At 52.6% G+C, this 14,694-nt stretch carries 9 protein-coding genes; 4 read left to right on the forward strand and 5 right to left on the reverse strand.

Going from position 1 to position 14,694, the window contains the following annotated elements; translation table 11 throughout:
• Positions 1–172 precede the first annotated feature (172 nt).
• From AB8Q18_00455 to hrpA, 4 genes are all read right to left on the reverse strand, one after another.
• Positions 173–1,525, reverse strand: a complete 1,353-nt coding sequence (locus tag AB8Q18_00455) for a uracil-xanthine permease family protein (GenBank protein ID XDZ51558.1) — start codon at positions 1,523–1,525, stop codon at positions 173–175.
• 4 nt (positions 1,526–1,529) lie between these two features.
• Positions 1,530–2,942 (reverse strand): guanine deaminase, encoded by a 1,413-nt coding sequence (gene guaD, locus AB8Q18_00460; GenBank protein ID XDZ51559.1) that lies wholly within the window; start codon positions 2,940–2,942, stop codon positions 1,530–1,532.
• A gap of 153 nt (positions 2,943–3,095) precedes the next feature.
• On the reverse strand, positions 3,096–4,547 hold the full coding sequence (locus AB8Q18_00465) for a hypothetical protein (protein ID XDZ51560.1): 1,452 nt from the start codon (positions 4,545–4,547) through the stop codon (positions 3,096–3,098).
• Between the two features lie 95 nt (positions 4,548–4,642).
• Positions 4,643–8,500 carry an ATP-dependent RNA helicase HrpA gene (gene hrpA / locus AB8Q18_00470; GenBank protein XDZ51561.1) on the reverse strand — a complete coding sequence of 1,286 codons (3,858 nt, stop codon included), beginning with the start codon at positions 8,498–8,500 and terminating at the stop codon, positions 4,643–4,645.
• 146 nt (positions 8,501–8,646) lie between these two features.
• On the opposite strand from hrpA, the gene mog reads away from it, so the two are divergent.
• The 4 genes from mog (at position 8,647) to AB8Q18_00490 (ending at position 12,528) form a co-directional block, all read left to right on the forward strand.
• Positions 8,647–9,216, forward strand: coding sequence for a molybdopterin adenylyltransferase (gene mog / locus AB8Q18_00475; GenBank protein XDZ51562.1), 570 nt, complete (start codon positions 8,647–8,649; stop codon positions 9,214–9,216).
• 21 nt (positions 9,217–9,237) lie between these two features.
• The gene (locus AB8Q18_00480; protein XDZ51563.1) at positions 9,238–10,122 is read left to right on the forward strand and encodes a hypothetical protein; all 885 of its coding nucleotides are present in this window, start codon (positions 9,238–9,240) and stop codon (positions 10,120–10,122) included.
• A gap of 45 nt (positions 10,123–10,167) precedes the next feature.
• Positions 10,168–10,800 carry an isochorismatase family protein gene (locus AB8Q18_00485; protein XDZ51564.1) on the forward strand — a complete coding sequence of 211 codons (633 nt, stop codon included), beginning with the start codon at positions 10,168–10,170 and terminating at the stop codon, positions 10,798–10,800.
• A 354-nt stretch (positions 10,801–11,154) separates the two neighbouring features.
• On the forward strand, positions 11,155–12,528 hold the full coding sequence (locus tag AB8Q18_00490) for an amino acid permease (GenBank protein XDZ51565.1): 1,374 nt from the start codon (positions 11,155–11,157) through the stop codon (positions 12,526–12,528).
• Between the two features lie 521 nt (positions 12,529–13,049).
• On the opposite strand, the gene AB8Q18_00495 is transcribed toward AB8Q18_00490, so the two are convergent.
• Complete coding sequence (locus AB8Q18_00495; GenBank protein XDZ51566.1) at positions 13,050–14,690, reverse strand: patatin-like phospholipase family protein; 1,641 nt, start codon at positions 14,688–14,690, stop codon at positions 13,050–13,052.
• Between the last annotated feature and the right edge of the window lie 4 nt (positions 14,691–14,694).

Raw genomic sequence — 14,694 nt, forward strand, 5'->3', positions numbered from 1 at the left:
TTACCTCGGCAGCGCCATCGGCTGCAAAATTTAAAGTATTTAACCTAAGGTTTAATAATAGACGATCAAAGTACAGAAATGTTCGTTTTTTTTATGCGGGGTTCATGTTAGGCCTTGACGGCGTTCAGAAAAAAAGCTGCCGAGAAACGGCAGCTGGATGAATAAGGAACGCTTAATACACTTGTTTGAGGGTTTTCGGCAGGATTTGGTGCAGCACAATGGCGACAATGGCACCTGCGGCAATGGATGAGCTCAATAGATATTGCAGCGTTTGCGGCAGCGACTGCAACAGCTCCGGTGGCGCTAAGTCAATAAACAAGGCGGTGATAATGGGCACGCCAATCACAAACATATTGCGCTCGTTCAGCTCGATGTGGCGAATGACTCGGAAGCCGCTTAAGGCAATGATGGCGCAGACCACGATGAACACGCCGCCAATGACGGGCGAAGGGATGGAGGCAATGGCCACGGCCAGCTTACCAGAGAGGCCAAAGACCATCATCCACAGGCCGGCGGATAAAAAGGCGAAACGGCTGGCGATGCCGGTGATGGCGATGATGCCTGCGTTGGTGGAGTAGCCAGTGACGGGCGTGCTGCCCACCAGAGCGCTGACCAAGCAGCCTAACCCTTCGCCCACTACGCCGCGGTCGATTTGCTTGTCTTGTAAAGGGCGGTCAATGACGGCGCTGACGGCAAACCAAGTGCCAGTGGTTTCGGCCAAGAGTACGGCGTAGATGATCAGCATGGTCACGATGGCCGAGCCTGAAAAAGTGGGCGTGAAGCTCACGAAGGCCAGGTGGGGCAGCGAGAACCATGAGGCGGCGGCAATGGCGTCGGTGTTAAAGAGGCCCCAGTGGGAGGCCAGTAGACAGCCGCCGATCAAGGCCAGCAAGACCGAGCACAGGCGCAGCCAGATGCCACGCTGGCCTAGCTTGAGGCCTAAGGTCACAAACAGAATCAACAGGCTGGCAGAGGTGGCGGCCAGCGCCACGTTTTGGTGCAGGCTGCTGCCGCCAGGATAGACGCTGAAAATATTGGCTTTTAGGCCCACCGGCATCAGGGCGATGCCGACCACCAAGATGATGGTGCCACCGACGATGGGTGGGACCAAATGGTTGATGATTTTTCTAAAAATAGGGGTGAAGCCCAGCACGATGATGATGACGGCGCCGGGAATCAGCGCACCGTAAACGGCCGACATGCCACTGAGGCCGCCGCCAGCGCTTAAGGCAATGCCCGCTACAGCGCCAATGGGCACATAAGAGGGGCCTTGTGCAATGGGCAGCTTCATCCACCACTGCGACTGAATGATGGTGGCAAGACCAGCGGCAAAAAAGGTGGCTTGAATCAGCACCGCCGAATCGGTGACCGACAGCGACACAATGGTGGCAATGATGAAGGGCACCACATAAACGTCCATGGCCAAAACGTGTTGCAGGCCGAGGATCAGGCTTTTGCCCATCGGCAGTTGTTCTTCAGGCTGGACCACTAAGGTGTGTTCAGAAGGCAGTTCTGGTGCAGACATAAGGTCAGGCTCTTTCTGGTTGTGAAGACGGTTGATGCACGACGCGGCCATTCACCCACACGGTGTGTACGTTGCTGCGCTGGGCACTGTGAATGATTTTTTGCAAGATGTCGGCGTCGGTGTCCAGCTCGGGATACAGGCAGATGTTGGAATCGGGGCCGTTGACGTCGATGAGCTGCGCATCCCACTGCTGGCCTATGCTGAAGTGGCCGATGGGTAAGTCTAGGGCTTGGCCGCCGCCGGTGGTGGCCAGCCAGAAGGCATGCCTGAAATCGATGCGGCTGTCGACGCGGCCGCGTTCGGTGGCGGTTAGATCCGGATTGACGCCGTCTTCCAACATTCGTGCCGACATCATGCTTTGGCGCATGGCGTCGAACATGCTGGGGCTGTAGCCGCCTGAAATGTCGGTGGCTAGGCCCAGATGGGTGCCTAAGCGGAGGTGTTCGGCCACGGGTAAGACGCTGTTGGCAAAATAGGCGTTGGAGACAGGGCAATGGGCGAGGGCGCTGCCGTGCGCTTGAATCAAGGCGGTGTCGCTAGGGCTTAAGAAGTTGGCGTGGGCCAGCAGAGTGCGCCGCGTCAAGAGGCCAAAGTCGGCCAAGGATTGAGCGTCGCTTTTGCCCATTCTGTCCCATACGTGCTGGTGGGCCCAGTCGCTTTCTGAACAATGGGTTTGTACATGCAGCTGATGCTTTTGGGCCAGCTGGCCTAAGGCATACAGAACCTCATCGCTACAGGTGGGGATGAAGCGCGGGGTGACGATGGGCAAGACCAGGTCGGGGTTGTGGGCCAGCGCTTGAATGGCCTGAATCAGCCACTCAGTGTCGGCTACGGCGCTGGTGGCGTCGGCGTCTTTGTAAAAATTGGGGCAGCTGTCATTGTCCATGACCACTTTGCCCACGAGGGCGCGTTGGCCTAGCGCCAGACAAATCTCGGCGAGGCGCAAAGAGGCTTCTTTATGCACGGTGGCGAAGTAAACCGAAGTCGTGGTGCCGTTGGCCAAGAGGGTGCGTACCACTTGATGATACACCTGGTCGGCAAAATCGAGGTTTTGGTAGCGCGCTTCTAAGGGGAAGGTGTAGTCGTTGAGCCAGTTCAGCAAGGGCACGTGTAAGGCCTTGCCCGACTGTGGCCACTGCGGCGCGTGCACGTGTAGATCGATGAAGCCAGGTAAAAGGTATTGGCCTGAGGTGAGCTCGGTGTAGCGGCCCTGTGTTTCGGCCTGCTGCTGGATGGCGGCGTAATCTGGATGGTCTGGCGCCACAACGGCGATGAGGGTGCCGTGGGCATTGACGCAGAATAAATGGTCGCTGAGGACGTCGATGTGCCCTAAAACCGGGGTGTGAAACGCGGTACCACGCACCACTGTCGTGGCGTCGGTGTGGGGGTGGGGTGAGGCGGCGGCGTTTAGGCCCATGCGGTGGCTCCCGTGATTGGTGCAAGAATGTGGCGCATGGTAGTCATTTTTTGGTTAAAAAACAAGTGTTTTTGAGTGAATTCACAGGTTTATGACAGATGCTGTGGTTTTTGTTGGTCATGCCGCAGCATGACCATGGTTGTGGGCGATGGCCTACAGGGTGTCAAACTTGCTGGCGATGTTGAGCAGGCGGCTGCGGAGGTCTTGAGCGGCTTTTTTGCGACTCTCCTTGGCCAACTCTTCCTTGCTTTTCATGCTGCTGACCTGTTTTTTATCATAGGCTTTGCCGCTAGGCACGTCGCCCTCGTAGCTAACCACTTTTTTCTCTGAGCTAGCGCTGAAATCATGGCTGACCTTGCTTTGGTACAGGCCGCTAAACGACAGGGTTACTGTGGTGATGTAGCGGTTTTCGGCACGGGTGGTGACTTGGGTAAAGCGTTTGGTGACGTAGTTGGGCTCGGTGGTGACCGCACCATTAGGATGGGTGGTGGTTTTGTTGCCGTCCCGAATTTGCTTTGTTTGGCTCACTCTGTCGGTGTCGTCGCCGTCGCGCTCATAGGTTTCCTTCAGTCGAATGTTGACGACAATGTCGGCGGCCTTACGGTCTTTAGTGACCCGTAAAAAAGGCGTCAGCGTGCTTGAATCTAGAGCGGCTGAGGCGCTGCTGGTGGAGCTGGTGTGCATGAGGGGCTTGCCGTCATCGTCGACGAAGACCTGAATCAGGCCCTGTTGTTGATACTGTTTGGCCTTTTGCCGCGCCATTTGCCCGTCGCCATAGTTGCTTAAGGTATTGGCCGCGCGTTGATATAAGGCGGCGGCGTCACGGGCGCTGCGCTTGTTGTGGATGTGCCCAGCGGCACGCTCAGCCTGTTGCAGCAAAACCTTGTATTCAGCCGTGCGCCAAATGGATTCGTATTGCTTGAACAGGGCTGCGGTGTTTTTGTAATGCCCATAGGGGGCGTAGATGGCCTCAATTTGGCCGAGGCTGGCGGCTGCGCCGCGGTAATCTTGATGCTTGGCCAGGTTGAGGCCTGCCTGATAGAGCTCTTCCGCGAGCAGACCTTTATAGGTCTTGTCATTGCTGGTAAACAAAGTCTGGCTGTCTTTATAAGGATTCACCTGGGCCAGCGCGTTTTGGTAGGCTTCGGCACGACGGCGATAGTCCTCACGCTGTGTGCCGCTGATGCTGCGGCCAAGCTGATAATATTGGTCGGCCACAGATTGAGTGAGGCCGTCTAGGTCAAGGCGCTGGATGACCTCGGGGACTAATTGCCGATGAATGGGGGCATAGAGGCTGAGGCGCATGTTTTTAAGGGCCAGCAGCTGGTTGATTCTGGTGCTGTGGTCTTGGGCGGCAGCCTGATCTAGCTTGGCTTCGTAATGGCTCACGCTCTGGTGCACGATACGTTGAAATTCCTGCCGTTTTTTGTCACTCATTTGGTCGCCGCGGTCGGTAGCGTAGGCGGCGTATTCGGCCACGCTGCGGACGTAGTCGCCTTGTTCAAAGGATTGCATGGCCTGGTCGGCCATGGTTTGGCAGGCGCCCAACAGTAGGCATAGTGTTAGCGTGCATAGTGACAAGGTGTAGCGCTTTAAAAAAGTCATGTGTTTGCCATTAAAATAAAGTTAATTGGTATTTAAACTGTAATGCGTTAGTACATGCCAATCGGCTTTGGTTTGGCCTGTGCCCACGCTGGGCGCTAAAACTGCTTGGTTAAGGCATCCCACTGCTTTTGCAAACGCTTCACCGACACGGGATAGGGCGTTTTTAATTCTTGCGCAAACAGCGACACCCGTAGCTCTTCTAGCTGCCACTGAAAGGCCAGCAGATCTGGCGAGACGTCTAGATTTTGCTGTTTTAACAGCTGCACCCGATCGTGCCAGGTTTGCCACAGCGCCATGATTTCCTGTTCGCGCTGGCCGTCACGGGCGGCATTGCCCATGTATTTATCCATGCGTAGCAGCATGGCTTTGAGGTAGCGTGGCAGATGCGGCAGCTGTGACCACGGCGTGGCGCTGACGAAGCCTGGGTAGATCAAACGCTGTAGCTGTTCACTGAGGGTGCGGCTCAGCGGGTGTTTGCCCAGCTTGCGCTGCACGTCGCCATAGCCTTCGGCAATTTGGCCGAGCATTTGGCTCATGCCTTGCTTCACCGCGGGCAGGCGGCTACGGGCGCGCTTAATCTGCTCTTTAAAGTCTTTTTCCGTGCGCGGCAGTGTGTCTTCGCCGATGAAGGCGCGATCGCAAATGGCGTGATTGATGTCGGCCAAGAGGCGATCGGCGTTGCCCAAATGTTTGAGCTGCATGGCCACCTGGGTAAAGCCTTGAATGCCTTTGTTTAAATCCTTCATGTGGTCGCGCAGCTGTTTTTGCATCAGCGCAATCACGCCTAAGCGATGCGCTGCTTCAGCGCTGTCGGCGGTGTCGAATAGGCGTAACGCAATGCGGCCTTCTTCTAGCTTTAAGCCTAAAAAGCCGGTGAGCTGCTGCTTGCCGCGGGCAAACTGAATGCTTTCAGGCAGCGTGCCCAAATCCCAATCCTGAATGTCTTCTCGTTCAAACTCTTGGGTGTTGTCGCGGAAGGTCAGCTCGGCGGCCTTGCCGAGTTGCTGTTGGAGCTGGCGCAGATCACGGCCCATGGCCAGCTCGCGCTTGCCGTCGTCGAGAACGCGAATGTTAACCTGGCAGTGGGCGGGTAAGGCCATTTGCTGCCAAGCGTCGATGTCGACGATGACGGCGCCACCGGTATGGCGCAGGATGTGGTGGGCCAGCTGCGGTAAAAGGGGCTCATCGGTATTGGGGTTACGCGATAAAAAGCCAGTAATAAAGTCGGGCACGGGCACGCAGGTGCGTCGGTGCTGTTTGGGCAAGGCCTTGATCAGCAGCGTGAGCTTCTCGCGGATCATGCCCGGCACCAGCCATTCCAAACGCGCAGGATTCAAGCGATTCAGCACCGTCAGCGGTACGTGTAGGGTGACGCCATCGAGGACGTGATTGGGCTCAAAACGGTAGCTGAGCTTGAATTTGCCGTCCTCGTTGTGCCACCACTCAGGGAACTGAGCCTCGGTCACGTGTTCTGCCGCGTGCTGCATTAAGTCGTCGCGGCTGAGGTATAAATGTTTGGGGTTTTCTGCCTCAGTGGCTTGGCGCCATTTTTCAAAGCTGCGGATGTTGCAGATGTCGGCCGGAATTTTGGCCGCATAAAACGCATACAGCACTTCATCGTCGACCAGAACGTCTTGGCGGCGCGATTTATGTTCTAAGGCCAAAACGTCTTTAATTAATTTTCGATTATGGGTGAAAAAGGGCGCTTTGGTGTCCCATTCTTGTGCGACGAGGGCGCCGCGAATGAACAGCTCGTGCGCGGTTTCAGGGTCGATGGGGCCGTATTGAACGGGGCGGCGAGGATTGACGGTGAGGCTGTAGAGAGTCACGCGTTCGCTGGCCACCACTTCGCCGCGGGCCTTTTCCCAATGCGGGTCAAAATAATGGTATTTCACCAAATGGGGCACTTCGGCCTCGATCCATTCGGGATTGAGCTTGCCGACGTCGCGCGCGTACAGACGGCTGGTGTCGGTGAGTTCGGCGGCAAACACCCATTTAGGCTTGGCCTTAAATAGGTTGGAGGCAGGGAAGAGGTGAAAATGAATGCCGCGCACGCCCATATAGTCGTTGCCTTCGGGGGCCTTCATGCCGACGTTGCCAATCAGGCCGGTTAACAGCGCCCGATGAATCTGTTCGGGCGTGGCCGGCGTGGCATTAGGCTTAAAGCCCAGCTCGTGGCAAATGTCTTTGAGCTGTTTATACAGCTCGCGCCATTCACGCATGCGTAGTGGCGACAAAAAATGCTGCTTACACAGCTGCGCCAGCTGGCGGTTGCTGCTCTTATTTTGCAAGGCTTCATCGTAAAACTGCCACAGATGCACATAAGACAAGAAGTCAGACTCTTTATCGGCAAAGCGCAGCTGCGCCTGGTGGGCGGCTTCGCGTGCTTCAAACGGGCGTTCGCGCGGGTCTTGAATCGACAGCGCGGCCACGATGATGAGGGCTTCTTGTAGGCAGGTGTGTTTGTGGGCGGCCAGCAGCATGCGGCCAATCTTAGGGTCAATGGGCAGACGCGCCAGCTGGGTGCCAATTTCGGTCAGGCTTTGATCGGCCTTAATGGCGCCAAGCTCGTGTAATACCTGGTAACCGTCAGCCACGTAGCGACTGGCAGGGGCTTCTAGAAAAGGGAATTGAGCCACGTCGCCTAGGCGTAAAGCCGCCATGCGCAGAATCACCGCCGCTAGGTTGGAGCGTAGGATTTCAGGGTCGGTAAACGCTGGGCGCTGCTTGAAATCGTCTTCGGCATAGAGGCGAATACACACGCCTGCGGCCACCCGGCCGCAGCGGCCTGAGCGCTGATTGGCGGCCGATTGGGCGATTTTTTCAACGTGCAGCTGCTCGACCTTGGCGCGTACCGAATAGCGCTTCACCCGCGCTAGGCCCGTGTCGATCACATAGTTGATGCCGGGGACGGTGAGCGAGGTTTCAGCGACGTTGGTGGCCAAAACAATGCGGCGGCTGCCGTTGGGATGAAAAATGCGCTGTTGGTCGGCGTTCGACAGGCGCGCAAACAGCGGCAAAATGTCGTAATGCTTGATGTGGCTTTTGCGTAAGGCGTCGGTGGCGTCGCGAATTTCGCGCTCTCCCGGTAAAAACACCAGAATGTCGCCGGCGCCAAGGCGGCTGAGCTCGTCGACGGCGTCCACGATGGCGTCGTTGTAGTCTAGGTCGGCCGGGTCTAGATCGGCGGCCTTGCTGGCCTCTTTTAAGGCTTCTAATGGGCGATAGCGTACTTCGACCGGGAAGGTGCGGCCAGAGACTTCCATCACCGGCGCGTGGTTAAAGTGTTTGCTGAAACGATCGGCGTCGATGGTGGCGCTGGTGATGATGACTTTAAGGTCGGGGCGCTTAGGCAAGAGCTGCTTTAAAAAGCCGAGCAGAAAATCAATGTTGAGGCTGCGCTCGTGCGCCTCGTCGATAATGAGGGTGTCGTATTGGTTTAAAAAACGATCGGTTTGGGTTTCGGCCAGCAAAATCCCGTCGGTCATCAGTTTGATGTAGCTGCTGGGCTTGCTGTGGTCGGTAAAACGCACCTTAAAGCCGACGGCTTCGCCAATGGGCGTGTCCAGCTCTTCGGCGATGCGTGTGGCCACCGAACGGGCAGCGAGGCGGCGCGGCTGGGTGTGGCCGATGAGGCCTTTGACGCCGCGGCCTAAGGCCAGACAAATTTTAGGAATCTGGGTGGTCTTGCCCGAGCCGGTTTCGCCACAGATGATCACCACTTGATGATCGTTGATGAGTTTTTTTAAGTCATCGAGTTTTTGGTTGACCGGCAGTGCATCGTCAAAGACGGGTTGCGGCAGTCGTTCTAGGCGCGACAGGTAGGCAGCATGCGACTGGGCGTATTTTTTTTCAACCGTTTCAAGGCCGCCGTGTCGTTTAGGCTGTTTAAAAGCCAGTTGTAAAAAATGGCGGTCTTTGGTTAAGACTTGGGAGAAATTAGGCTCAGACATGCGCGGAACAATACGTTAAACATAAAGGGGGATTATAGCAGGAAATGTTTTGCGGCGGCTTTTGGCACCGAATACAGAGGGTTAAGCTTTTGCCCAAACAACGTTATACTGGAACCTTGAAGATGAGACGGATAAAAGGATTAAGCATGCAAACGGTAAAAATAGGCCTGGTGTCTACCAGCGACCGCGCCAGCCAGGGCGTGTATCAGGATGAAGGCATTCCTAGCCTTAAGGCTTGGTTAGACAAAGCCGTGGTCAACCCGATTGAGTATGTCCCCCACCTGATTGCCGACGATCAAGCCACCATTGAGGCGACGCTGAAGCGTTTGGCTGATGACGATGGCTGCGACCTGATTTTTACCACCGGCGGCACTGGCCCAGCGCCGCGAGACGTGACGCCTGAAGCCACGCTGGCGGTATTGGATAAGGAGCTGCCCGGTTTTGGCGAGCAAATGCGCCAAATCAGCCTCTATTATGTACCCACGGCGATTTTGTCGCGCCAAACTGCGGGCGTGCGTGGCAAAAGCCTGATCGTGAACCTGCCCGGTCGACCCAAGGCCATTGCCGAAACCTTAGAAGGCGTACGCGACAGCACGGGCAATATAGTGGTGCATGGCCTGTTCAGTTCCGTGCCTTACGGGGTGGAGCTGGTCGGCGGTGCCTACATCGAGACTGATCCAGAAGTGTGTCAGGCGTTTCGCCCTAAGAAAAAATAATTCAGGTGCAAGTGAGGAGTTATGTTTTTTATTGAACAGGATGTTATGGGTCGAGTACCAAAATATGAGATTTCAGAGAGTTTTTTCAATAATCTAAGAAAATTAAACGAAACGCTATCCGACGGACTTTCTATAGAACAGTCTTATGATATTGTTATTTCAAATATTATTGAGCTGGAGAAAGAGTTGATGCTTATTGCAATTGAAAGGATGTATAGACGAGAGGGAAGTTATGGAGATTTTCATGACTTAATTGCTCGTATTACACTTAAGATTTCAAATTTATTATCTTCAGTAAAAACTTATATTGATCAATTGCCTAGATTGTTGGGAAATGTTGGAATGCAGGTTGAGATTAAACAATTGTTAACTGAACAATATGATCAAAACATTGGGTATAGATTTATGTACCATTTCAGAAATCATGTACAACATTATGGTTTATCTTTAGGTATAAGTACAGGGAGTGGCTGGGATCGGTTACATGAAAAATGTTTATATACTATTAATCCTTTTGTTACTAAAGTTACTTTAAATCAAAATGCAAAATTTAAGCAAAGTATTTTAATTGAATTGCCAGAACGGATTGATTTAAAATTAATGTTTAGACTGTATTTTGAGGCTTTAGGTGCGATTCATAAAAAAGTACGAGGATTACTGGAACCATTATTACACACGGCTAAGGAAACTATAAGCGTAGAAATTGAAAAGTATAAAAAATTATGCGGAGAGGATGTTGTTCCTATTGGTTTATATGCAAATAAATATAATGGGGAAAATGAAATAGTAGATAAAATTTTATTAGATTTACTTTGGGATGAGGTAAGAGGTGATCTGACTTCCAAAAATAGCATTTTAATTAATAATTCAAAAAGATATGCTTCTAATGAAATAGTAAAATTTTGAGCGAGTTGTTTGTGTTTTTATAAAATGCTACAAGAGGAGACAACCATGAGCACAGTGGCCATTGACGTAGACGCCCAACAAACCTTTACCCCTTTATGCCCTAATGAGCTGCCGGTGGCCGGCGGCGCCGATATTGTTGCGGCCTTAAATGCGCAAGCCGCGCTGGCGCAATATCGCGTTTTGACCAAGGACGCGCATAGCCCTAAGGCGCTGTGGGTGGTGGATGACCCTAAAGACAGCCTCCAGCCTTTGGATTTGCCCAATGCCGACTTAACTTGGGTGGCGCATGCGGTGCCCGGTACGAAAGGCTTTGAGGTATTGCCTGGCTTGCCGGCGGTGATTGACTACGATTTCGTAGTGTATAAAGGCATTGAGCCTGATATGCACCCTTATGGTGCTTGTTTTCATGATTTTGCCGAGCGTTTGAGCACAGGCTTAATCGAATGGTTGAAGATTAAGGAGGCTAAAACCATTATTCTGGGCGGCCTGGCTGAGGATTATTGCGTCAAAACCACGGCGTTGCAGCTGGCTAAATACGGCGCTTGGCGAGTGATTGTGAATCTAGAGGCCACGCGCGGCATCGCGCCTGAAACCACGGCGGCGGCGCGTGCTGAGCTATTGGAGGCGGGCGTGCTGCTGGTAGACGATACAGAGGCGCTTAAAGCCTTGTTAATGTGATTTATTTTCTTAATGTTGGCTTATAAAGAGATGGCGCTACGGCGCCATTTTTTTATTTTTAGCTGAATTTAAGCGATTTTAATCCACTTTGAATGTAGGGATAAGCAAGGTGGGGTAAGGTTTTTGTCTATGTTAATCGTGTTAAGTATGTTTTTTTAAAGGTTTTTTGTTTGGTGTGGTGGTTTCTGTGTTCATTCTTAAACGGAATGTTATTTGCTAATCCAACAATATCTATGCTAAATTTCCGCCCTTGCAGGACAAATGGGCACAAACACCGATGGCTGAGACACAAGCACGCCATGATGATAATAATAAACGCCTGAATCAAAACGGATTTGATCGGAGAAGTAAAGCATGAGTACACAGAAAAACGGCGAACAGCAGTTAAATCGCGTCTTGGAAGAACGTCACATTAACCTGATGGCGCTGGGTGCGGCCATTGGCGTGGGTTTATTTTTAGGCTCTGCGACTGCCATCAATATGGCTGGTCCAGCCGTCATTATTGCCTATGGTTTAGGCGGCGCAGTGATCTTCTTTATGATGCGCGCCTTGGGCGAAATGGCCATTCACAATCCGGTTGCCGGCTCTTTTAGCCGCTACGCGACCGACTATCTAGGCCCCTTGCCGGGCTACATCACGGGCTGGAACTATTGGCTATTGTGGTTGATTACCTGCATGACCGAAATTGTGGCCGTGGGCGTGTACATGGGCTATTGGTATCCCGACGTACAGCCTTGGGTATGGGGCATGGCGGCTTTGGCCATCATGGCATCGATCAACTTTATTGCCGTGCGCGCCTTTGGTGAGTTTGAATTTTGGTTTGCGTTGATTAAGATCAGCGCCATTGTGTTGATGATCATCATGAGCTTGGGCATCATTCTGTTTGGTATTGGTAATGATGGTGTGGCGCTAGGCTTTAGCAATATGTGGTCGCATGGCGGCTTCATGCCTAATGGTTGGGAAGGCGTGCTGCGTTCTTTACAAATTGTGATGTTTGCCTATGTGGGCGTGGAAATGATTGGCCTGACCGCTGGTGAAGCCAAAAACCCAGAGAAATCATTGGCGCGTGCCGTTGATTCAGTCTTCTGGCGCATTTTGATTTTCTACATCATCTCTTTGACCATGATTATGTCGATTTACCCTTGGGACCAAATCACCTCTGATAAGAGCCCGTTTGTGATGATTTTTGAACGCATGGGCATTCCTGCCGCTGCGGGCGTGATTAACTTTGTGGTGTTGACCGCAGCCTTGTCTTCTTGCAACAGCGGTATTTTCAGTACGGGCCGTATGTTGTTTAGCTTGGCCCAGCAAAAGCAGGCTTTACCGATGTTTGACGGTTTAAACCGTAAAGGCATTCCTGGCGTGGCGATTTTGGCTTCTGTCTTGATTTTGGGCGCCAGCGTATTGGCTAGCTATCAAGCGGCTGAAGACACGTTCTTGCTCTTGACCTCGGCATCGACCTTCTGTGCGGTATGGACTTGGTTGACGATTCTGATCTCGCAACTGCGCTTTCGCCGTCAATTGAATCCGCAAGAGATTAAAGTATTAAAGTATAAAGTACCTTTATACCCACTGGGTTCTTACCTAGCGATTGCGTTCTTATTGACGGTGGTGGTGATGATTGCGTTCTCACCACAGTGGATTAGCCTGGTATTGGGTTTTGTTTGGGTGGCCTTCTTAGTGGTGATGTATTACGCCATGGGCTTTAATAAGCGCGCCAAGCAGTAACCACTAGACCTGCAATAAATTATTTAAGCGAGCCCTGAGGCTCGCTTTTTTTATGGGTGGCTAAGCGAGCCTAAGCCGAGTGGTTGATTGACCACATGCGCATTCGGATCAGGCTAGGGCGTGCTAAAGGCCGCTGGATGGCAGGTTATCCCTCTATAGTGCGGGACGTATCCAGATGCTTAAGTTCGATTTGACGTTCATTTGACGTCTAACCGAACTCTTTTGGCTGATATTTTCGGTTGAATGTTCGTTTTTGAATCTATTTGAAAATATATATCACAAATTATTTGCGTTTTTGTTCGGGTAGTGCCATAATGGGTTCATAAATTACTTAGACCGTTATCCTTGAAAGGGCTGACTATGTTGAAAAAATTATTGAGCGCCTACATTTATTTAATTGCTGGCTACCGCGAACACTAAGCAATACGCTGTCTTCAGCCAATTGTTAAAAAAAGCCCACGTTTTAACGTGGGCTTTTTTGTGGCTGTTCGCTTGGTTTCGATAAGGAAAAAAGCGCATGTCTAGGGTGGGCTGATCTGGCTTTTTACGCCATCGGCGCCTGCTTGCTGTAGCCATTCGCTGACCGACAGCTCTTGTGTCATCGCCGCTGCCGGCATGTTTGGGGCTGGTGCATTGGGTTCGGGCTGAGGCGCTTTAGTGCCTTCTACCGCTTGGGCGGCGGCCTCGGCTTCTTTGGTCATGATTTGTGCGGCCAAGGGCAGCTCAATGCGTTTGGGTCGCGTGCCTAAATCATGCATCAGGCGCTGATACTCTTCAGATTGATTCAATAAGGTGGCGCCGGCGCTCTTGAGCTGGTTGATGGCTTCGTTGGGTAGATACAGGCTGGTCGGGATATTTAAAGCCTGCTGGCGTAAATACTCATTCGGTAAGTCTTTCAGGCCCAGGCTGATGTAGTAGATTTCCACTGGCGCCGTCCCTTTAAGCTGAGACTGGCGCCGTTGCTCTTCTTTAAAGGTGTCTACCAAAACGCGGAACTGGCGCTCTGATTCTTGCGAGTACTTGTCGATGGGAATGCTCACTAAGGCGCTTAAAACCTGACCCATGGTAGGGATGTTGGCGGTTTGGTCGACCTGTTGGCTAAGTTCATTTTGGGCGTTGACGTTGATGATGACGATTTTTTGCGCCGTGCCGTGATCGAGCACATCGTATAAATAATCACGGCTAAATAGATTGGTCATGTCCAATAAAGAGCGTAGGCCAAGGTTGTCGGTGAGGCCGCCATCGACTAAGTGGATGTAGGGGCGCTTTTCGCTGTTGGCGTACTGGCGCAGATCGCGGATCATTTCTCGCCGGGTTTGGGCGCGAAACAGCGTGGTTTTTTGCTCGACGGCCTGTTCTAGCTGTTGCAGTACATCGGGGATGTTTTTGTAGCTACAGTTGCCCCCGTTGTTGTTGAGGGTGAGCGGGGCGAATACTAAGGGTACGGAGCTTGAGGCGGCGACGGCGCGCGCGATGGGCATGTCGGCCAGATCCAGACACATTAAATCAAAGGCTTCTTGGGTGAAGTCGAGGCGATTGCCGCTGGACATATCGGTGGCGCTGATGACGGCAAACGGGCCTTTGCGCTCGCTGATCATGGCTTGATAGGTTTTGCCTTTAAATAAGGCCTGATCTAGCTGTTCGGCTAACAGGTCGCCGCGGCCAAATTCAGGTGACGACAGGCGCGACAGATTGGGGATGGCAAACAGCTGGCGTTTTAAAATGCCCTGGAGGTTTTGGCGTAAAAAGTTTTTTTCAAAGTGGCCTAGGGTGTCGGGCCCGTGTAGGCCATAGTAGGCGGCCAAAATGGCGCCGCCAGAAATGCCGAATACCAAATCCACTTCATTAAATAAGGTGGTTTGTTTGTCCCCTAGTTGGATTTGATTTTGTGCCATCTCTTCCAGGACGCCGTAGCCCAGTGCCGCTGCTCGGGTGCCGCCGCCAGAGAAGGTCATGATCATGAATAGCTGATTCGAGGTGCGGTTATTAAACGCCAGTTCGTCGCGGCGTAAAATAGAATCGTAGAGGCGATAGCCTTCATCAAAATTGGCTTCGGAAAGCGTTTTAATCGGTTCGTAGCGTATCGAACCGCAGGCGGCTAGAACGGCGCAGCTTAGGGCGACTAGGCTATGGCGCACTAGGGTCGGTAAAAAGGGAGGCATGTGA

The sequence above is a fragment of the Neisseriaceae bacterium CLB008 genome (genome assembly GCA_041228285.1).
Classification (GTDB): Bacteria; Pseudomonadota; Gammaproteobacteria; order Burkholderiales; family Neisseriaceae; genus JAGNPU01.